Below are 24,854 nucleotides of genomic sequence, written 5' to 3' on the forward strand. Positions count from 1 at the left end.
TCCCCGCCCTCCCCAGCGGCCTCTCGGGCGACGGCGTGAACGTGTTGAACAACGCCCGCTCCAACGGCTTCACCCCGGATGTCGTCAACCTGATGACCATGGACTACGGCTCCTCGGGCACCGACATGGGCAACGCGGCCAACACGTCCGTGGACGCGGCGGCCGGCCAAGTCGCGAGCGCCTTCGGCATCTCCACGTCCGCCGCCTACGCCAAGCTCGGCAACACCCCGATGATCGGCCAGAACGACAGCGCCGGCGAGGTCTTCACCCTCGACAACGCCCGGAGCGTAGAGGCCTTCGACGCCTCACGGGGGATCGCGCTCACGTCGTACTGGTCGCAGAACCGCGACAACGGCGGCTGCGCGGGCTCGACTTCGGCCCAGAGCACGTGCAGCGGCGTCAGCCAGAACTCCGGTGACTTCGCCCGCATCTTCCAGGCGTTCACCTCCGGCAGCAGCAGCGGTGGCGGGGGAACCGGCTCAACTGTGCAGGCCCTGCCCGGGACTTGGGCCCAGTGCGCGAGCGAGAACGGCACCTGCGCGGTCAGCGGCACGACGGCCGTCGCCTACGGCGCGAGCGGCAGGTTCAACTACGCGACAGAGACCGGCTCCACGCCCTGCACGAACACGGTCTTCGGCGACCCGATCTCCGGCACCGCCAAATCCTGCTACGGCCAGGCCGCCCCGCCCGCGACCAACATCTGGACCTCCTGCGCCGCCGAGAGCGGCACCTGCACCTTCTCCGGCGTGATGACGGTGGCCTACGGCGCGGGCAGTTCCTTCAACTACGCGACGCTGCCCGGCGGTACGGCGTGCACCAACGCCGTGTTCGGCGACCCGGCCGCCAACACCGCCAAGTCCTGCTACCTGATCGGCGCACCCCCGTCCTTCGCCACCTGGACCAACTGCGCGGCGGAAGACGGCACTTGCACCTTCTCCGGCACCCACGAGGTGGCGTACGGCGCGGCCGGACGGTACGTGTACCGGTCCATCTCCGGGTCCACAGGATGCAGCAATGCGGTCTTCGGTGACCCGGTGTCGGGTACGGCGAAGTCCTGCTACGTGCAGTAACTCGTGAGCGGGTCTGGCTCCTCCGGGCCGGGCGGATTGAACGTTTCAACCCACTGGCCGCAGGGTTCCCCCTCCCCGCACCGCCGCGCCCGGCGCGTCGAACCCGGCCGCGTACCCGGACTACTCCTACTCCACGGAGCCAACGGCCAGTACTCCTACGGCAGTTACACGAGCGGCATCCCGTGCACGAACACGGTCTTCGGAGACCCGATCTCCGGAACGAGCAAGTCCTGTTACGTCCAGTACTGCACTCCTCATGAGGAAGGCCGGACGATGTTCAGATCGAAGTTGAGAGAAAAGGCCGCGCACACCACCGGACATAGGTGGAGGTCGAGGTCGAGATGCCTGGTCTGGCTGGCGACCCTGGCCCCGATGGTCGCCCTGCTCTACGGCACCACGACCACCCAGCCCGCGCTGGCCGCCGCCCCCGGAGCCCCCTCCGGCTGGTCCACCGTCTTCACCGACGACTTCAACGGCTCGGCGGGATCGGCCCCTTCGTCGGCCAACTGGAAGTTCGACACCGGCCCGGGCTCCAGCTTCGGGACCGGTGAGATCGAGACGATGACCGACTCCACCACCAACACCCACCTCGACGGCAACGGCAACCTGGACATCACCGCCCTGGGCTCCGGCAGTTCGTGGACCTCGGGGCGTATCCAGACCCCGACGGCGAACGTGGGCGCACCGGCCGGCGGCAAGCTGGAGGTCGCCGCGTCCATCCAACAGCCCAGCCCCTCAAGCGGGTTGGGCTACTGGCCGGCGTTCTGGATGCTGGGTCCGGGCCAGTGGCCGGAGAACGGCGAGATCGACATCATGGAGGACGTCAACGCCCTCTCCGACGTGGCCGGCACGATCCACTGCGGCACCTCCCCGGGCGGACCCTGCAACGAGGGCACCGGAATCAGCAGCGGCCTGCGCGCCTGTTCCGGCTGCCAGAGCGGTTTCCACACGTACGCGATGATCCTCGACCGCACCAACACGTCGGCGGAGACCATCACGTTCTACCTGGACGGCAGCGCCTACTACTCGGTCTCCGAGGCTCAAGTGGGCACCGCCACCTGGCAGGCGGCCTTCGACCACAACCAGTCGATCATCCTGGACCTGGCGATGGGCGGCACGTTCCCGAACGCGGCATGCGGCTGCACAACGCCGTCCGGCTCGACGACATCGGGCGGCACCCTGAGCGTCGACTACGTAGCGGCGTACACCACAACGGGAAGCGCCACAGGCTCCACCACCCAAGCCCTGCCCGGCACTTGGCCCCAATGCGCCGCGGAGAACGGCACCTGCGCGCTCAACGGCACGTCGGCAGTGGCCTTCGGCGCGAACGGCCGCTTCAGCTACACGACGGCGACCGGCTCAACTCCCTGCACCACGGCGGTCTTTGGCGACCCGTCCTCCGGAGTGGTGAAGTCCTGCTACGCCGAAGCGGCACCCCCGGCAACCAACATCTGGTCCCCGTGCGCGTCCGAGAACAACACCTGCTCGTTCTCCGGCGTGATGACGGTCGCGTACGGCGCCGCCGGTTCGTACCGCTACGCCACGCTGCCGGCCGGTACCCCGTGCACCAACGCGGTCTTCGGCGACCCGATCTCAGGCACGGCGAAGACTTGCTACGTCGTATCGCCGCCCCCGACGTTCGCGACCTGGACGACATGCGCGGCGGAGAACGGAACCTGCTCCTTCTCCGGCACCCACGAGGTGGCGTACGGGGCGAACGGCCAGTACTTCTACGGCAGTTTCTCGGGCGGCACCCCGTGCACCAACACGGTGTTCGGTGACCCGGCATCAGGAACGGCGAAGTACTGTTACTACCAGTAACAACGTGCAGGTGGGAGGCCCGTCGTTACTCACTTTCGGGTGACGCTCCCGACGGGCCCGGGGTGGCGCACCCTGGCGAACACGGAACCCGGCCCAGTGCCCGCAAGTCCCGTCGGCTCGCCGGGGCGTCAACCTGGTGCATCACGTACATAAATGGACGGTACAGGCGACAGTCACGGAAACACGACCGACTCGTAACACGATTCACGTATCGCTCATATCTCGACCATCCGGTGGAGAAGGTGTGGGTGTGCGGCCAACAGGCCGCCACCCGCACACCGCACAGCCCGGGATCCGGCCGTAGCCGTATCCCGGGAGGTGCCCGCACCATGCTGGGGGAACCCGTGACCTCTTCACCTTCCGTGTCCGTCCGCCGTCTGGCCGCAGCCGCTCTGGCTGCCGGCGCTCTCGTCGGCGCGGCGGCACTGCCGGCGACCGCTGCCGACCACCACGCGGCCCGGACGAACGTGGAGATCAGCCGCGTGCAGTACGACTCTCCGGGACCGGAGGACCGCTCCGCCCGTTCGCTGAACAACGAGTGGGTGGAGATCACCAACCACGACCGCCGCAGCGTCAACCTCGACGGCTGGAAGCTCTCGAACAAGGACGGCCAGACCTACACCTTCCACCACTACCGCCTGGACGGCCACGCCACCGTCCGCGTCCACACCGGTGTCGGCCGCGACACCGACCGCGACCTCTACCAGGACCGCCACAACTACACCTGGGACAACCACTCCGACACCGCCACCCTCCGCAACGACCACCGCCGCCTCGTCGACGACACGTCCTGGGGCAACCACGATGGCGGCCACGGGGGCGGCCACGGCGGTGGCGGTCACAACGGCGGAGGCCACAACGGCGATGGCGGTCACAACGGCGGCGGAGGCCACAACGGCGGCGGAGGCCACGGGGGTGGCGGCCACCACTGAACCACTCGCACCACGACGCCATGACGGCACGCCGCCATGACGTCCGAGCGGTGACGTGACATCTGCGGCGCGCTGTCCCATCCAGGGGCGGCGCGCCGCTCACGTCTGCGCCGGAGAGGCGCGAACACGGCGGCTCTGCCCACCCCTCCGCGCCAACGGCCCAGGTGGGTAGCCTCGTCCCGACCACACGGCGGGGACGGGGGCTTTCACACGATGGCGAAGAAGCCGGTACGCGCAGCACTGGGAGACATCTGGCTCAAGTGCCAGATCTGCCAAGGAGATCTGTTCCGGGAACGCGGCGTCCTGCTCAACAGCACCGGCATGGAATTCATGAAACTGGCCTGGGCCGACGAGAACGCCACCGGCCTGATCTGCTGGCGCTGCGGCTACGTCCACCTGTTCGTGAACAAGGACATCAAGTTGTATCGGGCGGACAAGTAGCGGAGACCGCGGAGCCAAGTGGACTGGCCGGCCGGCTTGTTGGGCTGCCGCTGCCGGTGGCCCGGCTGTAGAGGCAAGGAGGCGGACGATTCGACAGGCGGCGCGAGCAACGGGATTCCCGAACCACTTCACTGCTCCGCATGCCTACTGAGTACCGGCAACCCGCCCGACGGTCTGGGCCCGCTCTACGGCGAGGAGGCGCGCGAGGTTGTCGCGCGCACCGTCGAGCGTGGCGAGCATCTGCGTCCGGGTCTGCTCGAAGTGAGGTTCGGTCTCGACGCCGAGGTCGTGCCGCAGTGTGACCCGCAGCAGATACACGCCGTCCGACAACGGCTCACTGAACCATGTCTTCGCCCGCTGATAAGCACCGTTGAGGTCGGGGCTGCTGGGCAACTGCTTGACGACCGAATACCCGACTCCAAGCGCCCTGTTGAGAGCCGAGGCCACGTCCAGGACGTCCCTCGTCAGCGCCATCTGAGCCTGCGAATACTCGTCGGCCCAAGCTTCCTTTGCAGCGTCGAGAAGAGTTGGGTCGATGCTCTCACCGCGTTGGGAGGCTTCTACGGCGTCTCGCGCAGCGACCCGGTAAGCGCGAGCGGTGGTGTTCAGGCGGGCGTAGAGATCTCGCCGGGTCTGTATCGCATGCTCGTGACGCTCCTGCTCCCGCTCACGATCAGCACGCCGGTTCTGCTCCCGGTTGGCACGCTGGCTGAGCAGCGTCCCGCCCAGAGTTCCGCCCAATGTCCCTCCGACACTGATGAGCGCGACGGCAAGCGTGGTCACATCCACGAGATCCCCCAACCCGTCCATCCCCTGCCTGCGGCCGACGTCTGACAACGGCGCGTTGATCACCCCGACTCGCGGCACTCCCTCAAGATCCTGCCCACGCCTCGTCCACAGACCCTGCCATGCGACCACCACGGACCGCATCCGCCTGAACAAACGCGAAGAACCCGTCCTCGGCTGACGCGCTGACGGCGGGGTCTTTAGGCACCAAATCCAAGGTGCCCCCGGGGGGACTATTCACAGATGGTTGCGGGGCTGACCAGCGATTTCTTGTGGGGCGGCTGGTGGTGGAGGGGCGGTTCCGTCCTGCGGTGTGGGGTGCGGGAGTGCGATGAACACCTCGGATGCCGAGTTTGTCCCGAGCCGGGAGCCGCACCGGGTGGCAGAAAGTGACCCGTCCGATCTCGATGCGTGGTTGCGGCAGGGCTGTGCGTTGGTGGTCGCGGGGGTGGCGGCGTATGCGTCGTACGTGCATCAGCGGGAGTTCGCCCTGCAGGGTGGTGCGGATGAGGTGAGCGCGTCCTTGTGGCCCCTGTCGGTAGACGGGTTGTTGCTGCTCGCGACGGTTGGCCTGCTGAAGCCGTCGCCGGGTGGTGGCCGCCGGGGGCGGTATGTGGTGTGGCTGGCTTTTCTGTTGGGGATCGTGGTGTCTCTGGCTGCGAATATTGCGGCGGCGCCTGTGCTGGCGTGGAAGCCGGTGCTGGTGGCGGGGTGGCCGCCGGTCGCGTTGTTGTTGTCGGTGGAGTTGTTGGCGCACCGGCCGGCTGTGCAGGTGGATGCGGTGCATCGTCTCGGGGAGGGAGCCGAGGTCGACGGGGTTGGTGATCGAATTCTTGGGGATCCTCTGTTGGAGCGTGCCCGGCAGGTCGATGCCCGGCACCAGGATCGGCACCGGCGTCCGGTCTCGGCTGAGTCGTTGCGTAAGGAGCTTCGGATCGGTGCGGACCGGTCGAGGCAGTTGGTGGCTTTGGTGCGGGCGAGCCGCAATGGTGGCGTACGAGAGTGAGTGGCGACGCTTCAGGACTGCTTTGACAACCTCCGATTGCACCCGTTTGGAGGGGTTTTCTCGCAGGGCCCGCGGCCAAGAGGTGCAGTAGCCGATGGTCGATGTCGATCGGTGTACCGGGCGTACGGGCTGGTCAAATCCGGTATCTGCTCGACAAATGTGCGCTGGGGGCTGGGGTCGTCAGCACAGACGAATCGCCTCACCGACAGAATGATCCGCACGGCGTGCCCGGCCACTGGGAGATCCTGCAGACGGCGCTCGTAGCGGTCAGGCACACGGGCCGATGCCCGGCCACAGGCCGGACACGAGCCCGCGTCGCGGCGGCTGCTCAGTCCCACCACCATTCCGCACGCGCTGTGCACCGCCGTGACCAGTACCTCGAAGTCCTTGAGCAGGGCGTCCTGCCAGGGGATTTCGTCGTGGTTCATGTCCTGGGTGTCGACGCCGACGGGGCGGTTCAGCCCGTCTCACCGGGATGTGACGGAGCGTCATGCCCGGTGGATCACGGCGGGTGTACCCCGGCTCACGGTCTGGTATCGAACAGCCCCTTCACGGAACGTGACGACTCTCCGTGATCGCTGCCTGTTGAGGTGTGGGTGTGCTGGGTCGCGGTCGGCTGTGGTTGGCGTGGTGGCTGTCAGCCGGTTCGGCCATCGCTGCCCCGGTCGCACTCCGCGAGCGTGCCGTCGAGCAGAACGTGGCCGGGATCGATCTCGCCCAGCGCCTTGAGCAGGCCCCGCGCTGGGTCCGATTTTCGCGCCTGTGGCATGAGCCCATGCCGCGTGATCTCACCCGCGCATAAACGGCCGCGCTTCGGTGCAGTGTTAGGAGTCGTCTCACTTCTTGCTGATTCGCTCCCGGAGCAGGTCACCTTCGGGGTGGCCGAGTGAGTCGAGTATTTTCAGCGCGTCGGTCCACGACTGACGGGCCTCGTGCGGGGAGCTGGGTGAGTGTACGTCGCCGATGTGTACGAGTGTGTCGGCGATCAGGTATGCGTCGTTGAGTTCTCGATAGAGGATCAGTGCCCGGTTGAGTGCCTCAAGTGCGTCTGAGTGTCGCCCGAGGTGGTGGTAGGCGACGCCAAGGCTGTCCCATGACGCTGCCTCGATATTTCGATTGCCGACCTTGTGGGCGATGCCAATGGCGTGGCGGCAGTATTCTGCCGCGCCTTCGAAGTCTTGAAGGAGGATATGAGTCCAGCCGACCTCATTGGTTACGGAAGCCAGCCCGATCTCGTAACTGGCGCTCCGGTACAGGGATGAGGCGGCTTCATATTGTGCCAGGGCTTCGTGATGCTGTTTCTTGATGTTGCTGAGAAACGCCTGGTAGCGCTTGGTCAGCGCTGCCCCGAGCAGGTCGTCGGCGCCTGAGAATATCTTCAGTGCTTCACGTAGGTGGGTTTCGGCAGCAGAATGGTCGCCGGTTCGGCCGAGTGCGAAACCGAGGGATCTGTGCATATGTGCTTGCCCCTGGGTGTCACCAGCCCGTTGGGCGGCGGAAAGCGCGGAACTCTGAATGGCGATCTGCTCCTGACGCCGGCCGCTGCGATCGAAGATCAGCTCAAGGACAGCCGCCAAGCGCCATGCCTGCGCGCCTGCGATGTAGCGGGCGTGATGGAGGACGATGGCCTGCAGGGCAGGCATCTCCTGATGGAGCCACCCGGCCGCGTATGCGGTGCTGGTGAAGGAAATCACGTGCGTTCCAGGCGCGGCGGCGGCGAGCGCAGAGTGTTCCCGGTGTGTATTTATGGCACTGGATGCGTTGTGCGCCGTATGGAGGTAGTGGTCGTAGAGCCGCCGCCGCGCGGCCTTGAGGGTTTCGCTGGAATCACTACGGGCCAGTTCTTGACTGAATACCTTGAGGAGATCGTGCGTGCTGTATTGCCCGGTCCTGTATTCGGTCCAAAGGTTGGCTCGGTGGAGCTCGGACATCACTCGTCGTGTGCTTTTCGTGGTGAGTCCGGTCAGGCTTGCCGCAGCGTGGATCGATACGCTGTGTGCGGGGCTCAGGCACAGGCGTATGAATGCATCGGCAGCCTGTTTTGTGAGTGTGCGGAATGACCAGGAGAAGACGGATCGGGTATCCGTGACAGGGTCGCCCTCGCCGCTCAGTGTGAACGCGCGGAGGCTGTCGCGGCTTGCTTCGAGTTCGGCTGCGATGTCCGACAGTGGAATGGTCGGCCGGCTGCCGGCGCGCGCGCAGACAATAGCGAGGGCGAGGGGCAGTCTGCCGCAGTGTGCCCCGATTGCGAGGGCTGCGTTGCGTTCTCGCTCGACACGTGCTTTTCCGAGTCTTCTGGAAAGGAAATCGAACGATTCCGTCGTGGTGAGTATGCTCACGTTCAGGAGACTTGCTGCCGCGGATGCCGCCAGACCGCTCATTTCCTCGCGGCTGGTGATGACGGTGAAGCAGTCCGGATTACCGGGAAAGAGCGGGCGTACCTGCTCCGCGTTTCGTGCGTTGTCGAGAATGATCAGGCAGCGGCGTTGCGCAAGAATGCTTCGATAGAGTGCGATCTGGCTGTCGAGATGTGAAGGAATGCGTTCGCTCGGTATGCCGAGTGATTCCAGGAAATAGCAGATCGCCATGGAGGGGGTGAGGGGGTTTCCTGCGGGATCGTAGCCGCGCAGGTTGAGGTACAGCTGGCCGTCCGGGAACCGGTGGGAATTACGGTGGGCCCAGTGCAGGGCGAGCGTGGTTTTCCCGACGCCGGGAGCCCCGCCGATGGCGACAGCCGTATGAGTGCCGACTGGCAGAAGCGAGTCCAGGTGCTCCATCTCTTCACGCCGGCCGGTGAACACGTGCAGGGTCGCCGGGAGTTGGGCCGGTCGGACCGTAGGCCAGCTCCGCCCGGATGCTGCGGCCGCCGGGGTGTGCGGGGGCGGGTCCCAGGTAGGGGCGGCGCCCGTGCTGCGCAGCACGTCGGCTTGCGCGGCGCGCAGTTCGGGGCCCGGGTCGACTCCCAGCTCGCTGGCCAGCCGTGAGCGGACGTTTCGGTAGTGTTCCAGGGCTTGGGCGGTATGTCCCTCAGCCCCCAGGACACGGACGAAACAGGCCTGCAGGAATTCGTTGAGGGGATCGCCTTGAGCGGCCCGCCGCAGGAGTGGAAGGGCGGCCCTGGTACGTCCGGTGGCGAGGGATGCCTCCGCGGCGGCCCGAGCGGCGCGGAAGTACTCCGCGTCGACCGCGGCGAAGACGGTGTGCGAGCGCAGATCGTGGGGCAGGCCGGCCGCCGTCGGGCCGTGCCACAGTGAAAGTGCCGTGAGGAGCAGGTCTGCGGCCTCCTCGGGCCGGCCGCCGTCGGCGGCTTCGTGGCCCGCGTCGCGCAGTTTCCGAAACCGCAGGAGATCCGAGGCCTCCTCTCCGAGGTTCAGCCGGTACCCGCCAGCGGCCCGCACGAGTACCTGAGCCTTGCTTCTCTGGGTGAGACCGGGCTCAAGCAGCTTCCGTAAGGCGCCGACATGGCGGTGCACCACGTTGACTGCTCGCTCGGGAGGGTCCTCGCCCCACAAGGCATCGATCAGGTGGTGCAGCGGCACGGGTTGCCCTGCCTGAATCAGCAGCAAGGCCAACACGCCTTGCTGTTTGGGAGGTCCGAGGTGCAGCTCTGATTCCCGATGCCAGGCTCTCAGGGGCCCCAGGATGGAAAAGCGCAGCGCGTTCTCCGTCGCGGGCGCCGATTCTGGCTTCATTTTCGCACCTCCCGAGTGCGGCGAAGGGAGTCGGGCGTTGGTGGAAGATCATGGTGTTGCCGGTATGAATCGCGCGGGCGCGGACGCCGCTGAAGGCGTAGCGGGCAGACGCCGGCGCCGCGGCTGTCACGGAATGCGGATGTGCCTGTGTGGCAGTTCCCTGGCTGGTGACCAGCGCGGCGACGGGGTTTCCGTATGCGCTCGCTGGTCGGGCCGTTCGCCGCGGTGTGTGTCGCGTCGGCGAGGCGGCATGCACGTCTGCCGGGGCGTCCAGCCACAGGCTGAGCGTGCAGACCGGCCAAGAGGCCAACACCCTTGCACCGTAGGGCACTTGGGGCCCGCCAGGGAGCGACACCGCGGACTGCGGCGGCAACACGCCCTGGCGAGGGGGATTATCCCGAGGGGTGGTGCGCAGCAGCCGTCCGGTCGGTTGCCTCGGGCGGTTTCGGATGGGTGCGGGCACGGCCGCCCGCCATCCGGACCGCCGGTCGAGTACGGTCACTCGGACGACGGGGCCGACTCGCGCGAACGCGGTGACTGGGTGAGGCATGCGACCCGGCAGCTCGCGAAGGCGGGCGTTTCGGGCTCCTGGTGTTCAGTGGGTCATGGAGAGCCGGGCGGTCGGGTCGTGTGCTCCGGCTGCTGCTCTGCTTGGGCTGTGGCGTTGTGCCGTAGGAGTTCGGCCAGCGCGGAGACGCCGTCGCGGTGTCCCAGTCCTGCGTCCATGGCCTGGTCGATGAGCTTGTGGTTGGAGTCGAGTTGGGCCATGGGTGCTCCCACGGAAGCTGCCAGGGCGTCGATCAGTGTCAGGTCCTTGGCGACCAGGGACAGGGTCATGTGGATGGCCGCGTCGTGTGACCGTACGAAGTTGTCGCGGTTGTAGAGCACGTAGGGGGCGGCGGCGGGGCTCTGGGTGAAGGCGTCGTAGGCGTCGGCGCGGTCGATGCCGGCGCGTTCCGCGAGGACGAGTGCTTCGGCCAGTGCTCTCGCCAGCGACAGGAGCAGGGAGTTGATCGCCAGCTTCATGATGTTGCCGTTGCCCGACTCCCCGAAGTGGAGGATGCGGGTGGCCAGGACGTCCATGACGGGACGGACGCGGTCGAGTGCCTCTTTGGGGCCGCCGATCAGGAAGGTGAGTTCGCCGCGGGTGGCGAGTTCGACGGAGCCGGACATCGGGGCGTCGAGGAGAGTGGCGCCGCGTTCGAGGACTCGGGGTGCGAGGGCCCGTGCCGTCTGCGGAGCGATGGTGCTGGTCTCCAGGACAACTGCTCCCGGGCGCAGGCCGGCGAGGATGCCGTCGGGCCCGTCGTAGACCTCGCCCACTGCCGTGTCGTCGGTCAGGGAGACGATGACGATGTCGGCGCAGGAGGCCGCCTCGCGCGGGGTGCCGGCCACGCACGCGCCCGTCTCGGCCGCGACGTCGAGGGCGCGTGCGGGGGTGCGGTTGGTCACGGTGACGCTGTGCCCTGCCCGGCGCAGGCGGACCACCATGGGGTGGCTGATGCGGCCGATGCCGATCACGGCCAGTGTGGGCAGGGCGTCGGTCATGCGTGGCCGCCGTTGAGGTCGAGGTTGACGCCGTTCGCGGCCGGGTTCTCCAGCAGGAACAGGGAGCCCTCGACGATGTCGCGCATGGTGGGGACGACACCGGTGAGGATCCGTGCGCGTGCCGCTTCTACGGCCGGCCGGTTGCCGGCCCAGTAGGGGCTGTCGCCGACCATGCCGGGGTGGATGCCGTTGACGCGGACCGGCGCGAGTTCCTTGGCCAGCGTGGCCACCAGGCCTGTGACTCCGGCGTTCACGGTGGTGACCGTGGTGGAGCCGGGGTAGGGCACGTCCTTGGCCAGGCCGCCGAACAGCAGCACCGAGCCGGTGGGGGAGATGCGCGAGCGCAGGGTGTGGACGACCGTGGTGTAGCCGACGATCTTCGAGATGGCCAACTCCGTTGCCCCGGCGATGTCGTAGCCGGCGATCGTGTTGTTGTCGCGCCGCATGCCGGCGAGAACGATCGCGTCGACGTGCTCGATGCCGCTCAGCGCCTCCTTGAGGATCTCGGGCTGGGAGAGATCGGCTGCGATGCCCCGCACCTGTGTGGTGGCCGTCTCGGAGTTGAGTTCCGCGGCCACCTTCTCTGCGCGCGTGCTGTCGCGGCCGGCGATGATCACGGAGGCGCCCTGCCGGGCGTAGGCCGCCGCCAGCTCGTGGCCGATGCCGGATGTACCTCCGACGATCAGAACCTGCTTGCTCATGACCTTCCCTTCGTAGGGCAGCGGGAGTTGCTGTCGGTAAGAGCTTGGCGCAGAACGTATATCGAGTCCAACGAAAAACATTGACATGTGTTATCGAAGAATCCGATAATTGGCGGGTGGAATTTCGGCAGTTGCGCTATTTCATCACCGTGGCCGAGGAGCTGAGCTTCACGCGCGCCGCGGCACGCCTTTTCGCTGCTCAGTCGACCGTGTCGGCAGCCGTCCGCGCCCTGGAGGAGGAGCTGCGGGTCTCGCTCCTGGACCGGTCGACCAGGACGGTGGCGCTGTCCGCGGCGGGCGAGGCGTTTCTGCCCGAGGCCAAGGCGGTCGTCGCGGCCGCGGAGCGTGCGAGGGAGGTGGTCGGCGAGGCGTCGAGAACCCTGCGGGGCAGCCTGCGCATCGGCACGATGACCCGCATCACGGCTCTCGACCTGCCACGCCTGGTAGGGGCCTTCCGTCAACGCCATCCCCTGGTGGACATACAGATCCAGGTCTCCGGATCCGGAGCGGGCGGCATCGCCGAGGACGTGCGACGCGGCCGCCTCGACGTCGGCGTCGTGGCCCTGCCCGCCTCCGAGGCGCACGACCTGGACCTGCGGCAGTTCGCGACGATCCCGTACGTGGTGATCCTGCCGTCCGAGCATCCGCTGGCCCGACAGGAACGCGTCGCGCTGAGGGACCTCGCTCACGAGAACTTCGTCTCCGGGGCCAGCGGCTTCGGGTCACGCGCCGCCATGGACCGGGCCTTTGGTGAACTGGGCATCACGCGCCGGGTGTCCGTCGAGATCACGGACATCGCCTCGGCCGCGTCGTATGTACGGGCCATCGGCGGCGCAGCCGTCGTACCCCGCTACGAGCCGGTGGGTACGGCCGGGGTGGTCGTCAAACCGGTGTCCGGTCCCGTACCTTCGCTCGACCTGTCGTTCGCGGTCCGCGCGGGACGCCAACCGAGTTCCGCCGTCGCCGCCCTGCTGAAACTCAGCCCCAACTACACGCGCGACGACGGGACGTTCTGAACAGGCTTGCCGGCCCCTCCCGAGCGGTTGGTGGCCGTCCTCATCGACCAGCGACGGCAAGCGTCACGCCTGGACGGTGGGGCGAACGTTGATCTCGCCGATCTCGACGTCGCCGGGCTGCTCGATGGCGAAGGCCACCGCGCGGGCGATCGCCGCCGGAGAAATGCCCATCGCGTCCATGTTCTCGCGCGTCTCATCGCGGATGCGGGGGTCGGTCATGGAGTCGGCGAGATCGGTGCGGACGTATCCCGGGGAAATGGCGGTCGTGCGCACCACCCCGTCGGTGGACTCCCTGCGCAGGCCTTCGTGGACGGTGCGCACCGCATTCTTGGTCGCGGCGTAGACGGCCATCGAGGGAGTCCCGCCGGACAGGCCGGCCACGGAGACGATGCTGACCAGGTGGCCCGAACCTTGCTCGTGGAAGACGGGCAACGCGGCGGCGACGGCGTTGAGCATACCGCGAAGGTTGACGTCGATCATGGCTGACCAGCCTTCGGTGTCGAGATCGGCCAGCGGGCTGTTGGGAGCGATGCCGGCATTGTTCACCAGTACGTCGATCCGGCCGTACTGATCGACTGTGGTGGAGACCAGGCGCCGTAGGTCCTCGGCCTTGGTGACGTCCACGACGCACGCGGCGGCCCGGCCCCCCTCCTCCCGGATGTCCTGCGCTATCGCGTCGATGCGCTCGCCGCGGCGGGCCGCCAGGACGACCGCGGCGCCGCGCCCGGCGAGCAGACGGGCCGTGGCCTCGCCGATGCCACCGCTCGCTCCGGTGATGGCGACGGTCTTGCCGTGAAGAGAGAGCACTGCTGCCTCCAAGTAAAGTGGACACGTGTCCGCTGTGTGACTCAGCTTACCGGACACGTGTCCACTTGTCGGCAGCGGAACATGAGGAGAGGCCCATGAGTGCGCCGGCACGCCGTCAGGACGCGGCCCAGAACCGGATCCGCATCGTCGAGGCCGCCCGCGCGGCCCTCGCCGAGTCCCACCACGTCCACCTCAACGAGATCGCCAAGCGCGCCGGAGTGGGACAGGGAACCCTCTACCGGAACTTTCCCAACCGCGAGGCGCTCCTCGCCGAGGTCTACCGGCGCGACGTCGAGGAGCTCGTGACCGCCGCCCCCGCGCTGCTGGCGGAACACGAGCCCGTGGAAGCCCTGCGGCACTGGCTCGACCGGGTGATCGACTACGCCGAGATCAAGTACGGCGTCCTGGCAGCGCTGGAGCCGGCCGCGTGGCAAGACCTCGTCGCCGACAGCCACAACCCCATCGAAGACGCCCTCGGCCATCTCCTGGACGCCGGGAAAGCGGCCGGTTCCCTCCGCATGGACGTGGACGCCCGCGGCGTCCTCCTGCTCATCGCCTACCTCGGTCGAGTGGACCGGGGTGAGTGGGAATCAACGGCACGGCCTCTGATGAACGTCATCCTCGACGGCCTCCGCCGCCAGGACGCGGACAGGTGAGGGCAGCAGACCTCCGAGGGCATCCTGATGCGAACCCCCCAAAGTCCCTGAAAGGGCGGAGGCGGCAACTCCGCCACCGGGTGGGTCACGGTCCGGCTCGTGCCGGTGGAGTTTCCGGCTCGTGGGCGGGCTGAGATGGACGGGAAGTTCACCGAGGTGCGCACGCGTCCGAAGTGGTCGCGTCGAGGGTCTGGTGCGGTGGCGGCCGTGATGGGATGCTCCGGGCCATGATCAAGAGAATCGAGTCCTCCGTCCGCCGATGAGCGAGACATCCGGGCCAGGACTGCCCGGACCGCCCGGATCACTGACGACACTGTTCGACCACGCGCTCCGGCTGCATCGGCTGACTCCCGGGGAGCCGCTTGCGCGCAACGGGGAGCCGTCTCCCGACGAGGGGTCGCATCGCCGTCGGCGTGGCCCGAAAGCGCCCGTTGACCGGTCCTTGGCCGGGAAAGACGCGGCGCTCATCCTGGACGCGCACTTTGCGCTGGCCTCCGCCCTTCCCAGGGAACTGGCCGATGCGTTCCACGACGTCCACGTTCCGACTCGCCACAACGAGTACATCGCCGCGGCGGCTGAGCGGGCCGGCCCAGAACGCGTTCGCCGAACGGGTCGCTGGCTCGTCCGACACGGGACCGACCGATGCTCGGTCACCGTCGGGCTCGCCCTGCTGGCTGCGGTGGGAACGGCTGCCGACATACCGCTGATCCAGACGATCGGGCTGCTCTCCCATCAGTTCGGGCCACTGGCGGTGCACGCCTTCGAGACGCGGCCAGGAGGCGTCGAGGCTCTGCTCTGGCTTGCCGAGCGCGTGACGGGCTGGGGACGCGTCTACGTAGTCGACGCGCTCTGCAGACTCGACGACCCGGCTGCCCGAGGATGGCTGCTTCGCCGGGCCTGCGACGGCGACTTCCTCAACGGATACTTCGCCGGGAAGGTCGCCACGGTCGCCGGACTCCACGAAGCGCTCGCAGATCTGGACACCGACGACGAGATGGTCGATCACGTCGGGCGGCTCCTGCACGTCATGAGCGGCTGCGAGGGGATGGGACTGACGCTTGCTCATTACCCTCATTCGGGCGTGGTTCTGGAAGCTCATGCCCGCCATGTGGGGTCGCTCGGCCCGAGCATCGAGCGCTACTTCACGATCGCGGTCCTCGCTCAGCACCTGGCGACGACGTCGCCCGAGGCCGCGGGCTGCACCGCGGCGCAGCAGGAAACGCTCCGGGTGACGTATCTGGAGGTGCTCGACCGGGAGGAGTGGTCCCGGACCGCGCGCGCCGGGCTCGTGGCGGACGACCGCCGGATGCGGTGGCTCGCCGACTACCGGTCACCACAGGTGAGGCTGCGTGCGTTCCCCGATCGAGAACCGAATACCGAGGAATAGCGCCGGAGAGGGGGCGACCCACAACGCCTCCTACTCCCTACGACCTCCTTACGACGCGGGAGGGAAGTCCGCGCTGCGCGAGGCGGCCTCGTAGGTGCGCAACTCCTCGATCATGCCTGCCAGTTGGCCGCGTACGGCGTCGTAGCCGGCCGTGCCCAGGACGAGCCGGTGAGGCGGCTCGTCCTGATCCATCGCGTTCAGCACGGCCCGCACCCCTCGGTAGGGGTCGCCCGGCTGCCGGCCGTCCTGCTCGATCATGGAGGCGCGCACGGACCGGACGAGCGGCAGATAGGCGTCGACCGTCTCGGACACGGGCTCGTCGGTGAAGCCGGAATACGCGCGGGTACGGAAGGCGCCGGGCTCGACGGCCAGCACCTTGATGCCGAACGGGGTCACTTCGCGCCGCAGCACCTCGGTGAGGCCCTCGACGGCGAACTTCGCGGCGCTGTAGTAGCCGAAACCGGGCACGCCCCGCAGACCGGCGACGGAGGACATGTTGATGATCCATCCGCTGCCACGGGCTCGCATGCCGGGGAGGACGGCGCGCAGAACCTCGGTGACGGAGAAGAAGTTCAGCTCGAAGGACCGTCTGGCATCGGCGTCGGCAGTGCCTTCGACGGAGCCGTACCAGCCCCGGCCGGCGTTGTTGACGAGGACGTCGATGCCGCCGAAGCGCTCCTCGGCGGCGCGGACGGCCGTACGGATCTGCTGGGCGTCGGTGACGTCCAGGGGCAGGACAAGTGTCCGCTCCCCGTGTGGACTTGCCCAGGTGTCGAGCAACTGCGGGCGGCGGGCGGTGAGTACGACGTTGTCGCCGCGCTCCAGGGCGAGATCGGCGTAGGCAGGGCCGAAACCGTCCGGGGTCCCGCCGGTGATGAACCAGGTCTTCATGCTTCCTCGTGATCTGGGGAGGGAGGCGGATCGGTGGGTTCCGTGACCGGTCGGCGGCCGTCAGGGGGCGATGACGAGCCGGCTGATCCGTCCGTGCGCGTCGAGCTCGAAGCGGTAGCGCAGATCGACCTCCCCGCCGGGGAAATCGCCTTCGAGGTGCTGGACGACGGTGTATCCGTCGGGATCGTGGCGCTCTGCCCCGACCGGAGTGGTGGTGTAGGTGTACTCGGAGGCGGCCTGCTCCAGCCAGCGCCCGATGGCGGCCGGCCCCTCGTAGGTGCGACCGTCGTCCGTAACGGTGGCCTCGGGCGCGAGAACGGCCGCGGCAGCGGCACCGTCCCGCGCGTCGTGGGCCCGCAGATAGCGTCGGACGACCTCCGGCAGGTCCGCGACATCGACAGGGTCGTGGTGATCGGTCATGTCTGCCTCGCATGTGCGCTGGATGGTGGTGGCTCGGGCGCGCCCGCCCAGGTGCGGACGCCGGCCGGTGATGTCCGGGGCGGTCCTGCTAGCCGGGGCCCGATGGACACCCTTGGTTGCTGCTAAAATAGAAGCAAGTTGCTTCGACTTTAGCAGTAACTCCGGAGGGTGCAATGCCGAGCAGGATCCGACTGGAGGATCGCGCGTGTCCGCTGTCGACCACGGCGCAGCATGTCGGCGAGTGGTGGACGCTGCTGATCCTTCACGACGCCTTCGACGGCTATACGCGCTTCGATCAGTTCCAGCAGAGCCTCGGCATTTCCACCAGCATGCTCACCGCCCGCCTGAAGACCCTGGTCGCCGATGGCCTGTTGGAACGCCGGCCCTACCGGACGAACCCGGTCCGCCATGAGTACGTCCTCACCGAGCGGGGACACTCCCTGCGACCCGTGATCGTCGCTCTGGCTGCCTGGGGCAACCGGCACCTCAACCCGTCGGACCGGTCCATGATCCTTGTCGACGCCGAGACCGGCCAGGAGGTCGAGCCCGTCGTGGTCGACGCCCGCACCGGGAAGCCCCTCGACGACAGCGATGCCTACGTGTTCACTGCCGGGCCGGCCGCCGGCGAGGGAATGCGGGCCCGCTATGACGAACTGGACCGGCAGCGGCGGTCGCGAGGCGCCGAGTCCGAGTCCGGCGCGAGGTAACCGCGCCGCCTCCCCGCCTCGACCCCGACCCGGCCCACGAACCGGGCCTCCTCACCGCCGAGTACGTCGTACGTCGAACGCTTCGGTATGCCCGCACCGTGTGTATGGCGATGCTGTCACGTCGGAAGTGGGAGCACTGAGCGTGAGGACTGTCGTGACCAGGCTTGAACAAGGCATGCGGATTGCAGCGGGGGCAGTGGCACTTTCCTTCCTCCTGTCCGCGTGCGGCACCGCGGAGAAGACCCAGCCGAGCAGGACACAGCAGGTCAGCCTGATCCCGACCAGCACTCCCTCCTCGAACGTTCCGAAAGGGGAGGCCAAAGCAGCCACTCCTACGACGGTGTCCGTACGGGTCGACGACGAACTGGACTCCGTGGTGGTCGACGGGAGCGGAAAGACCCTCTACGTCTCCGACAAGGACGAGGCGACTCCGGGCAAGTCGAACTGCGTCGCGCAGTGCGCCAAGACGATGCGGCCCGTCTCCGCCGACGCCGCCCCATCGGGCAAAGGCGTCGACCAGGACCTTCTGGGCTCGATCACCCGGGTGGACGGATCGAAGCAGCTGACCCTCGCGGGGAAGCCGCTCTACACCTACGCGAAGGACGAACCGGGCGACACCAAGGGGCAGGGGTACCAGAAGGCGTGGTACGCCGCGGCCCCGGACGGAGCCAGAGCGGGTGCCGCCAGGCCGGCTCTGGGCGTCCTCGACAGCCCGAAGCTGGGCCGGGTCCTCCAGGACAGGAACGGACGCACGCTCTACCTCTTCACCAAGGACACCCCGTGGCCGATGACCACCGCCTGCGATGCCAAGTGCCTCCAGAAGTGGACGCCGAGCGCCCCCGTCACCGCTGCCGAGGCCGAGGCCGCGGGTCTCAGCCCCGAGATCCTCTTCACGTTCACCACACCGGGCGGAACCGAGCAGGAATCGTTCAACTGCTGGCCCGCCTACACCTTCAACGGGGACAAGGAACCCGGCGACACGAACGGCCAGGGCGTGAACGGAGTGTGGTTCGCGATCAAGGCCGACATCCCCAGGAGCGACCGGGGCAAGACAGTTCCCGCGGCCGGACGGAGCCAGTACTGACGCCTGGCGCGGACAGAGGCACGGAGCGCCCAGAAGCCCCTTCCTCCGGGCCGGGAATCCGTTCCAGAGGACATCACCAGTGATGGAAATCGCCACGCCCAGAGAGGCAGGACCACGACATGACCTCGGCCGCCGGACACGGTGACGAAGACCCGCAGGACTACCCCTTCGTGGGCGCCGCCGCCCTCGAACCGCCCGCCCAGTGGGCCGGGTTGCGCGAGAAGTGCCCCGTGGCGTGGGTCCGCACACCCGGCGGTGAGGAGACCGCGCTGCTGACCCGCTACGAAGACGTCCGCAAGCTGTTCGCCGACCGCAGGTTCCGCCGGAACCTGGCCGCGGAGGACACCGCCCGGCTGGGCGATTCCGAGGACGGCGGACTGTTCTACAACCCCGATTCCGACGGAGAGGGGATATCGGACGCCGACCGCGACGACCGGTCCGAGCACACCCGCTGGCGCGCCGTCCTCACCCGCGCCCTGACCGGGCGGCGGCTCGACGAACTGCGCCCCCGTATCGCCGCGAAGGCCGACGAGCTCATCGACGCCATGACCGCACGCCCGGGACCCGCCGACCTGATCGGTGCCCTCGCGAGGCCACTGCCCCTCTGGGTGATCTGCGAGGCCCTCGCCATCCCGCACCAGGACCAGGACCAGATTCTGCGATGGTCGACGGTACTGCTCAGCCTCACCCGCCACACGCAGAGCGAGATGGACCAGGCCGGAGGCGATTTCTACGCCTACATGATCGCGCACATCGAGAGCAGGCGCGCCACCCCCGGCGACGACGTCATCAGCGAACTCACCACGATCGTCGACGCGGACGACGGACGCTTCAACGAGCCCGAACTCGCGAGCGCGGGAATAGGTCTGCTCGTCGCCGGACACGAGACCACCTCCCAGATGATCGGCAAGATGACCGCGATGCTGCTCGCCGATCGCGACCGCTGGCGCGAACTGCTGGCCGACCCCGGGCTCGTACCCACCGCGGTGGAGGAAGCACTGCGTTTCGACGCCAACCACGGCTTCGCACTGCCGCGCTACCTCTCCGCCGACATGGAGTTCGGCGGCACCACGCTCACCCGCGGCTGCACCGTCATGGCCGAGATCGCCGCGGCCAACCGCGACGGGACCGTCTTCCCGGACCCCGACCGGATGGATCTGCGGCGCACCCCGAACCCCCATCTCACCTTCGGATACGGTCCCCAGATCTGTGTGGGCCGTGACTTCGCCCGCAACGAACTGAGGACCGTTCTCACCACCCTGCTCAAAAGGCTTCCGACACTCGAACTCGCGGTACCTGCACAGCAGTTGAAGCGTCGGTCAGGGATTCTGGTAGGCGGTCTGGAAGAGCTGCCGGTCCGCTGGTGACAGCCCGGGCTACCGGCGTGAGCCGCATCAGGGCCAGTAGTAGCCCGCGTGCATTTTGCGCAGGCCGCGCAGCGCGTAGTGCTGGCGTGACTTCACGGTGCCCGGCGGGATGCCCAGGATGTGCGACACCTCGTTCACCGTGCGCCCGTAGATGTATATGAGCACGAGCGCTTCCTGGTGTTCCGGGGACAGGTCCCGCAGGAGAGAGACCACATCGCGGGAGAGCAGGAGCGACTCGGTCTGGTCGGGCACTGCCGTGTCGGGGCTGTCGTGGGTGAGGGTTTCGCGCCGGGCTTGAGCACTTCGCATCCGGTCGATGATCAGGTTCCTGGTCACCTTGAGCAGCCATCCCCTCATGGATCCCCCCTGGCTGCGAAGGCGTTCCGCGTGGCGCCAGGCCTTGATGAACGCCTCTTGGACGATGTCCTCGGCGAGATGATGGTCCGTCAGTAAATTTCGCGCGTACGCGAGGAGCGCAGCCCTGTGCTCCTCTATCAGGTCGTCCACCTCGCCTGATGTCGAAGAGGGCGCTGTTTCGGCGATGGCCGCGAGCGTCGTCATGGTGTGAAGGTCCTGCTTCTTCGCTGGGCCGGCGGTGTTTCGGTGCGAGCGAGGCCGACCGGCCTCGGAACCGTCCGGCTCTCGATCAAGGAGCGCCGAGAGTAGGCAGGGGCCAGTGCCGAAAAAGTGACGGGGAAACGGGACTTCGTGCCAGGAGACAACGGGACCGGTCCTCGGCCGGAGCCGTCCGCAGTGAGCCGCTGCGTGGCCACAGCCGTAAAAGGGGGGCGGGACCCGGTGTCCGTACGGCGGTCTTCATCGCCGTACGGACACCGCCCCGGACCGGATGGCCCCCCGGGCCTCGGTCAGAGCCTGGTGACGTCCAGGTCGCCGTCGGCGTAGCGCCTGCGCAGGACCTTCTTGTCGAACTTGCCGACGCTGGTCTTCGGCACCGCTGCGATGACCGTCCAGCGCTCCGGGAGCTGCCACTTGGCGATGCGGCCCTCGTCGGCGAGAAAGGCCCGCAGCGACTCGAAGCCGGCGGTGGCCCCCTCCTTGAGGACGACCGTGGCCAGGGGACGCTCGCCCCACTTGTCGTCCGGTACGGCGACCACGGCGGCCTCGGTGACGTCCGGGTGGGACATCAGGGCGTTCTCCAGTTCGACGGAGGAGATCCACTCGCCGCCGGACTTGATGACGTCCTTGGCGCGGTCTGTGAGGGCGAGGTAGCCGTCGGGGGAAATGGTGCCGACGTCACCGGTCTTCAGCCAGCCGTCCTCGCTGAACTTGTCGGCGGGGCGCAGGGGTTCGGCGTCGGGGCCGTTGTAGTAGGCGCCCGCGATCCAGGGGCCGCGCACCTCCAGCTCGCCCGCCGACTCGCCGTCCCAGGGCAGGCGCTCGCCGCCGGGACCGGTGAGTCGGGCCTCGACGGACGCCGGGAAACGGCCCTGGGTCAGCCGGTACCCGAACTCCCGCTCCGTGCCCACCACGTCGGCCGGCGGGCGGGCGACCGTACCCAGCGGGGACGTTTCCGTCATGTCCCAGGCATGGCAGACGCGCATGCCCAGCTTGTCGAAGGCCTCCATGAGGGCGGGCGGGCAGGCCGAGCCGCCGATGGTGACCTGGGTGAGGGACGAGACGTCGCGGGGCTTCGCGGTCAGTTCGGCGAGGAGGCCCTGCCAGATGGCCGGGACAGCCGCCGCGTGCGTCGGACGCTCGGACTCGATCATCTCGGCGAGCGGGGCGGGCTGCAGGAAACGGTCCGGCATCAGCATGTTCACGCCGGTCATAAACATGGCATGCGGTAGTCCCCAGGCGTTCACATGGAACTGGGGAACGACGATCAGCGTCGTGTCCTGGTCGGTCAGGCCCATCGACTGGGCCATGTTGACCTGCATGGAGTGCAGGTAGACCGAACGGTGGCTGTACACCACGCCCTTGGGGTCGCCGGTGGTGCCGGAGGTGTAGCACATGGCGGCGGCCTGGCGTTCGTCGATCTCCGGCCAGTCGAAGGTCCTGGGCCTGTCCGCGATCAGCTCCTCGTAGTCGTGCACGCGCGCGTGGGCGCCTTCGAGCGGGGAGCGGTCACCCGGTCCGGAGACGACGACGTGCTCGACCGTCGACAGCTCGGGCAGCAGCGGAGCGAGCAGCGGGATCAGCGAGCCGTCGACGATGATCACCCGGTCTGAGGCGTGGTTGACGATCCACGCCAACTGCTCCGCGGGCAGCCGGATGTTGAGGGTGTGCAGGACCGCGCCCATGGACGGGATCGCGAAGTACGCCTCGACGTGCTCGGCGTTGTTCCACATCAGCGTCGCGACCCGGTCGTCGCCCTGGACACCCAGCTCGTCGCGCAGGGCATTCGCCAACTGAACGGCCCGGCAGCCGACTTCGGCGAACGAGCGGCGCTGCGGCTCGCCCCCGCCCGTCCACGTGGTGATGTGAGAGGTGCCGTGCAGGCGCATTCCGTGGTTCAGGATGCGTGTCACGGTCAGTGGCACGTCCTGCATGGTGCTGAACATCGTTGTCTCTCCATGGAGTTGTCGGGCAAGGGCGGCTTGATACAGCGCCCGCGTCAGGCCGGCACGGTCAGCCGGAGGGGCAGAACAGGGACCGTCACCCATCCCTCGTCGTCCACGTGCCACTGCCAGTGGGCGCCGGTGGCGTCCCCGTAGACCAGCCCCGTCCACCCCGCGCCCCCCTGCCCGCAGAGGGCCTCCAGTTCCGCCGTCTCGCGTGGCCCCGGGGTTCCGGCCACCACGACCAGGCCGACTACGGGGTGGCGGTGCGCGGGGGAGCGGACGGCGCCCGGCGTCGCCGTGTCCGTCCTCGCAACGGGCGCCTCCACACGGGTGAGTTGGTTCAGTCCCTGCGGTACGACGGGCAGCGGTGAGCCGTCCGCCCCGGCCAGTACGGTGACGGGGGTCTCGGGCCGATTGCGGGCGACCTCGGCCAGCAGGTTCTGCACGACGTCGCGGGCCACCGAGGCGTTCCCGGTGACGCTGAGTACGCCGTCGAGGCGGCTGAGGTCGACGAAGACCGGGCAGTCGTCCTCGTCGGTGCCGACCCTGACGAGGAGCGCCTCACCCGTGTCCGCCAGTGCCGTGGCCTCGGGCCTGTTCAGCCAGCCGGCGGCGGAAGCGGGGCGCTGCCAGAGCGGGCCGTCGATGTTGGTCCAGGTGTGGTCGGGGGCCTCGGCTGTGTCGAGCCACGCCCGCGCGCCGGTGTCGTCCACCCGCAGGGCGTGGACGGGTACGGCAGGGCGCAGGGGCGTGGCCGCGAAGTCGGCGAGGGTGTCGTAGGCCCGTCGTACGGAGTCGGCGTCGGTCGCGAAGCGGAGGCCGGTGGAGCGCCGTTCCGCGAGACGGCGTCGGCGCCGGGCGGGATCGCCCAGTCGGCGCACCGCGCGGCCGAGGGCGGCGGCCCAGGCCCTGATGCCGCGCCGGCTCACGATGGCCGCGGTCACCAGGGCGAGGACGAACGCGCCGATGACCGCGATGGCGGAGGTCAGCGGGATGGCGAACACGGCGCTCTGCCCCGTGGACGAACCGCTGTCCGTCGGCGCGGCCGACCCCTGGGACCGATCCCCGGAACCTGAGTTCTGTCCTTGCGAGGTGTCGCGCGCGAGTTGCACGTCAGGGCCCGAGGCGTCTTCGGGCAGCCGCAGGATCCAGCCCGGATGCAGGGCCTCGTCGGGGCTGTCCAGGCTGTCGCCGTCCTTCTGCGCGAGGCCGCGGTTGAGAGTGAAGATGTCACCGGCCCGTGTCTCGTCTCCCAGAGTGGCTTTCGCGATCTCCCCGAGAGTGACCGCTGTGCCGCCCGTCCGGGCGGGGTCCTGGACCACGAACACCTTGACCAGGTCTCCGTCGGCGGCCAGCGCGGTGGCGGTCACACCGAGGCCGGTGAGACACGCGATCAGCAGCGCTATGAGGGCGTGATGCGGGCGGCGCGTCGCGGCCGGTCGCGCACCGCTCCCGGCCCTGGATCCGGGGCTGTTGCTCATTGGTCCACCTAGGTTCTGCGGCGTTGACATGTGCCGACTACACGGGGCAGCCCGCCGGAAAGGTTCGACGAGCCCGCGCACATTCGCTCGCCGACGGCTGAACCTTCCGGTCGGCCGGTCTCGTGTATTCAGCGGCGCCCGTCGGAAGTCCACGGATCGTGGCGCGGCGGCCCCATCCCACACGCACAAGGAGCACTGTCATGCCCAATTTCAACGTCAACTCCGATGAGACGGCCAGCACTTCACAGGCCCTCCTGAGTGACTTCTCGCAGCTCACGGACAAGCTCTCCGAGGTCAGGAACAAGATCCAGAGCCTGCTGTCCAACGGGTACAGCACGCCGGCCGCCCAGCAGAAGTTCTCGCCCTTCTTCGACGAGTTCGCCAAGGGCTTCCAGCAGGTGAACGACTCGCTCCAGGGCATCGGGAACTACGTGAAGTCGGTCGGCGACGCGTTCGACCAGACGGACAGCTCGCTCGGGAACAACCTGAACTGACCGCCTCACCACCCCGCCCCTCCAC

23 protein-coding genes and 1 pseudogene are annotated in these 24,854 nt (G+C 68.2%); 12 read left to right on the forward strand and 12 right to left on the reverse strand.

Annotated elements, in window-relative coordinates:
• From AC31A1_RS18425 to AC31A1_RS18440, 4 genes are all read left to right on the forward strand, one after another.
• Nucleotides 1–1,070: glycoside hydrolase family 18 protein (locus AC31A1_RS18425; protein ID WP_489654336.1), on the forward strand; the 1,070-nt coding region annotated here is incomplete at its 5' end.
• A gap of 273 nt (nt 1,071–1,343) precedes the next feature.
• Nucleotides 1,344–2,891, forward strand: coding sequence for a glycoside hydrolase family 16 protein (locus AC31A1_RS18430; RefSeq protein WP_489654337.1), 1,548 nt, complete (start codon nt 1,344–1,346; stop codon nt 2,889–2,891).
• Nucleotides 2,892–3,220: 329 nt separating this feature from the next.
• Nucleotides 3,221–3,823 carry a lamin tail domain-containing protein gene (locus AC31A1_RS18435; protein WP_489654338.1) on the forward strand — a complete coding sequence of 201 codons (603 nt, stop codon included), beginning with the start codon at nt 3,221–3,223 and terminating at the stop codon, nt 3,821–3,823.
• A gap of 213 nt (nt 3,824–4,036) precedes the next feature.
• Nucleotides 4,037–4,264: a hypothetical protein gene (locus AC31A1_RS18440; protein ID WP_489654339.1), complete on the forward strand. Its 228-nt coding sequence runs from the start codon at nt 4,037–4,039 to the stop codon at nt 4,262–4,264.
• A gap of 144 nt (nt 4,265–4,408) precedes the next feature.
• Here the strand turns inward: AC31A1_RS18440 and AC31A1_RS18445 are convergent, their stop codons facing one another.
• Nucleotides 4,409–5,116, reverse strand: a complete 708-nt coding sequence (locus AC31A1_RS18445) for a hypothetical protein (protein WP_489654340.1) — start codon at nt 5,114–5,116, stop codon at nt 4,409–4,411.
• Between the two features lie 265 nt (nt 5,117–5,381).
• Between AC31A1_RS18445 and AC31A1_RS18450 the strand changes: the two genes are divergently transcribed.
• Entirely contained in the window at nt 5,382–6,056 is a 675-nt protein-coding gene (locus AC31A1_RS18450) for a DUF2637 domain-containing protein (protein WP_489654341.1), read from the forward strand.
• 11 nt (nt 6,057–6,067) lie between these two features.
• On the opposite strand, the gene AC31A1_RS18455 is transcribed toward AC31A1_RS18450, so the two are convergent.
• The 5 genes and pseudogenes from AC31A1_RS18455 to AC31A1_RS18475 all read right to left on the reverse strand — a co-directional run bounded on the left by AC31A1_RS18455 (nt 6,068) and on the right by AC31A1_RS18475 (nt 12,084).
• Nucleotides 6,068–6,484: a transposase family protein gene (locus AC31A1_RS18455; protein WP_489654342.1), complete on the reverse strand. Its 417-nt coding sequence runs from the start codon at nt 6,482–6,484 to the stop codon at nt 6,068–6,070.
• Between the two features lie 218 nt (nt 6,485–6,702).
• Nucleotides 6,703–6,807: pseudogene (locus tag AC31A1_RS18460) on the reverse strand (IS5/IS1182 family transposase); the annotation flags it as partial.
• An 85-nt stretch (nt 6,808–6,892) separates the two neighbouring features.
• The gene (locus tag AC31A1_RS18465; RefSeq protein ID WP_489654343.1) at nt 6,893–9,748 is read right to left on the reverse strand and encodes an AfsR/SARP family transcriptional regulator; all 2,856 of its coding nucleotides are present in this window, start codon (nt 9,746–9,748) and stop codon (nt 6,893–6,895) included.
• Between the two features lie 603 nt (nt 9,749–10,351).
• Nucleotides 10,352–11,296 carry an NAD(P)-dependent oxidoreductase gene (locus AC31A1_RS18470; protein ID WP_489654344.1) on the reverse strand — a complete coding sequence of 315 codons (945 nt, stop codon included), beginning with the start codon at nt 11,294–11,296 and terminating at the stop codon, nt 10,352–10,354.
• On the reverse strand, nt 11,293–12,084 hold the full coding sequence (locus AC31A1_RS18475) for an SDR family NAD(P)-dependent oxidoreductase (protein ID WP_489654345.1): 792 nt from the start codon (nt 12,082–12,084) through the stop codon (nt 11,293–11,295). The genes AC31A1_RS18470 and AC31A1_RS18475 overlap by 4 nt, the downstream gene beginning before the upstream one ends.
• A 29-nt stretch (nt 12,085–12,113) precedes the next feature.
• Here AC31A1_RS18475 and AC31A1_RS18480 point away from each other — a divergent pair, with 29 nt between their 5' ends.
• Complete coding sequence (locus tag AC31A1_RS18480) at nt 12,114–13,013, forward strand: LysR family transcriptional regulator (protein WP_489654346.1); 900 nt, start codon at nt 12,114–12,116, stop codon at nt 13,011–13,013.
• Nucleotides 13,014–13,076: 63 nt separating this feature from the next.
• Here the strand turns inward: AC31A1_RS18480 and AC31A1_RS18485 are convergent, their stop codons facing one another.
• The gene (locus AC31A1_RS18485) at nt 13,077–13,820 is read right to left on the reverse strand and encodes an SDR family oxidoreductase (protein WP_489654347.1); all 744 of its coding nucleotides are present in this window, start codon (nt 13,818–13,820) and stop codon (nt 13,077–13,079) included.
• A 95-nt stretch (nt 13,821–13,915) separates the two neighbouring features.
• On the opposite strand from AC31A1_RS18485, the gene AC31A1_RS18490 reads away from it, so the two are divergent.
• Together AC31A1_RS18490 and AC31A1_RS18495 are read left to right on the forward strand one after the other, a co-directional pair.
• Nucleotides 13,916–14,476 carry a TetR/AcrR family transcriptional regulator gene (locus tag AC31A1_RS18490; protein ID WP_489654348.1) on the forward strand — a complete coding sequence of 187 codons (561 nt, stop codon included), beginning with the start codon at nt 13,916–13,918 and terminating at the stop codon, nt 14,474–14,476.
• 442 nt (nt 14,477–14,918) lie between these two features.
• Nucleotides 14,919–15,863, forward strand: coding sequence for a hypothetical protein (locus AC31A1_RS18495; RefSeq protein ID WP_489654349.1), 945 nt, complete (start codon nt 14,919–14,921; stop codon nt 15,861–15,863).
• Between the two features lie 48 nt (nt 15,864–15,911).
• Here AC31A1_RS18495 and AC31A1_RS18500 read toward each other — a convergent pair whose 3' ends face one another.
• Nucleotides 15,912–16,754, reverse strand: a complete 843-nt coding sequence (locus AC31A1_RS18500; RefSeq protein ID WP_489654350.1) for an SDR family NAD(P)-dependent oxidoreductase — start codon at nt 16,752–16,754, stop codon at nt 15,912–15,914.
• 60 nt (nt 16,755–16,814) lie between these two features.
• Complete coding sequence (locus AC31A1_RS18505) at nt 16,815–17,174, reverse strand: nuclear transport factor 2 family protein (protein WP_489654351.1); 360 nt, start codon at nt 17,172–17,174, stop codon at nt 16,815–16,817.
• 173 nt (nt 17,175–17,347) lie between these two features.
• Here AC31A1_RS18505 and AC31A1_RS18510 point away from each other — a divergent pair, with 173 nt between their 5' ends.
• The 3 genes from AC31A1_RS18510 to AC31A1_RS18520 all read left to right on the forward strand — a co-directional run bounded on the left by AC31A1_RS18510 (nt 17,348) and on the right by AC31A1_RS18520 (nt 20,332).
• Nucleotides 17,348–17,881 (forward strand): winged helix-turn-helix transcriptional regulator, encoded by a 534-nt coding sequence (locus tag AC31A1_RS18510; RefSeq protein WP_489654352.1) that lies wholly within the window; start codon nt 17,348–17,350, stop codon nt 17,879–17,881.
• 175 nt (nt 17,882–18,056) lie between these two features.
• The gene (locus AC31A1_RS18515; protein ID WP_489654353.1) at nt 18,057–18,965 is read left to right on the forward strand and encodes an SCO0930 family lipoprotein; all 909 of its coding nucleotides are present in this window, start codon (nt 18,057–18,059) and stop codon (nt 18,963–18,965) included.
• 119 nt (nt 18,966–19,084) lie between these two features.
• The gene (locus AC31A1_RS18520) at nt 19,085–20,332 is read left to right on the forward strand and encodes a cytochrome P450 (protein WP_489654354.1); all 1,248 of its coding nucleotides are present in this window, start codon (nt 19,085–19,087) and stop codon (nt 20,330–20,332) included.
• A gap of 27 nt (nt 20,333–20,359) precedes the next feature.
• On the opposite strand, the gene AC31A1_RS18525 is transcribed toward AC31A1_RS18520, so the two are convergent.
• From AC31A1_RS18525 to AC31A1_RS18535, 3 genes are all read right to left on the reverse strand, one after another.
• Nucleotides 20,360–20,893: a sigma-70 family RNA polymerase sigma factor gene (locus AC31A1_RS18525; RefSeq protein WP_489654355.1), complete on the reverse strand. Its 534-nt coding sequence runs from the start codon at nt 20,891–20,893 to the stop codon at nt 20,360–20,362.
• 305 nt (nt 20,894–21,198) lie between these two features.
• Entirely contained in the window at nt 21,199–22,854 is a 1,656-nt protein-coding gene (locus AC31A1_RS18530) for a long-chain fatty acid--CoA ligase (RefSeq protein WP_489654356.1), read from the reverse strand.
• A 53-nt stretch (nt 22,855–22,907) separates the two neighbouring features.
• Nucleotides 22,908–24,335: a hypothetical protein gene (locus AC31A1_RS18535; RefSeq protein WP_489654357.1), complete on the reverse strand. Its 1,428-nt coding sequence runs from the start codon at nt 24,333–24,335 to the stop codon at nt 22,908–22,910.
• 200 nt (nt 24,336–24,535) lie between these two features.
• Between AC31A1_RS18535 and AC31A1_RS18540 the strand changes: the two genes are divergently transcribed.
• The gene (locus tag AC31A1_RS18540; protein ID WP_489654358.1) at nt 24,536–24,829 is read left to right on the forward strand and encodes a WXG100 family type VII secretion target; all 294 of its coding nucleotides are present in this window, start codon (nt 24,536–24,538) and stop codon (nt 24,827–24,829) included.
• Nucleotides 24,830–24,854: the final 25 nt, after the last annotated feature.

This window comes from Streptomyces sp. P5F9, from assembly GCF_057961495.1.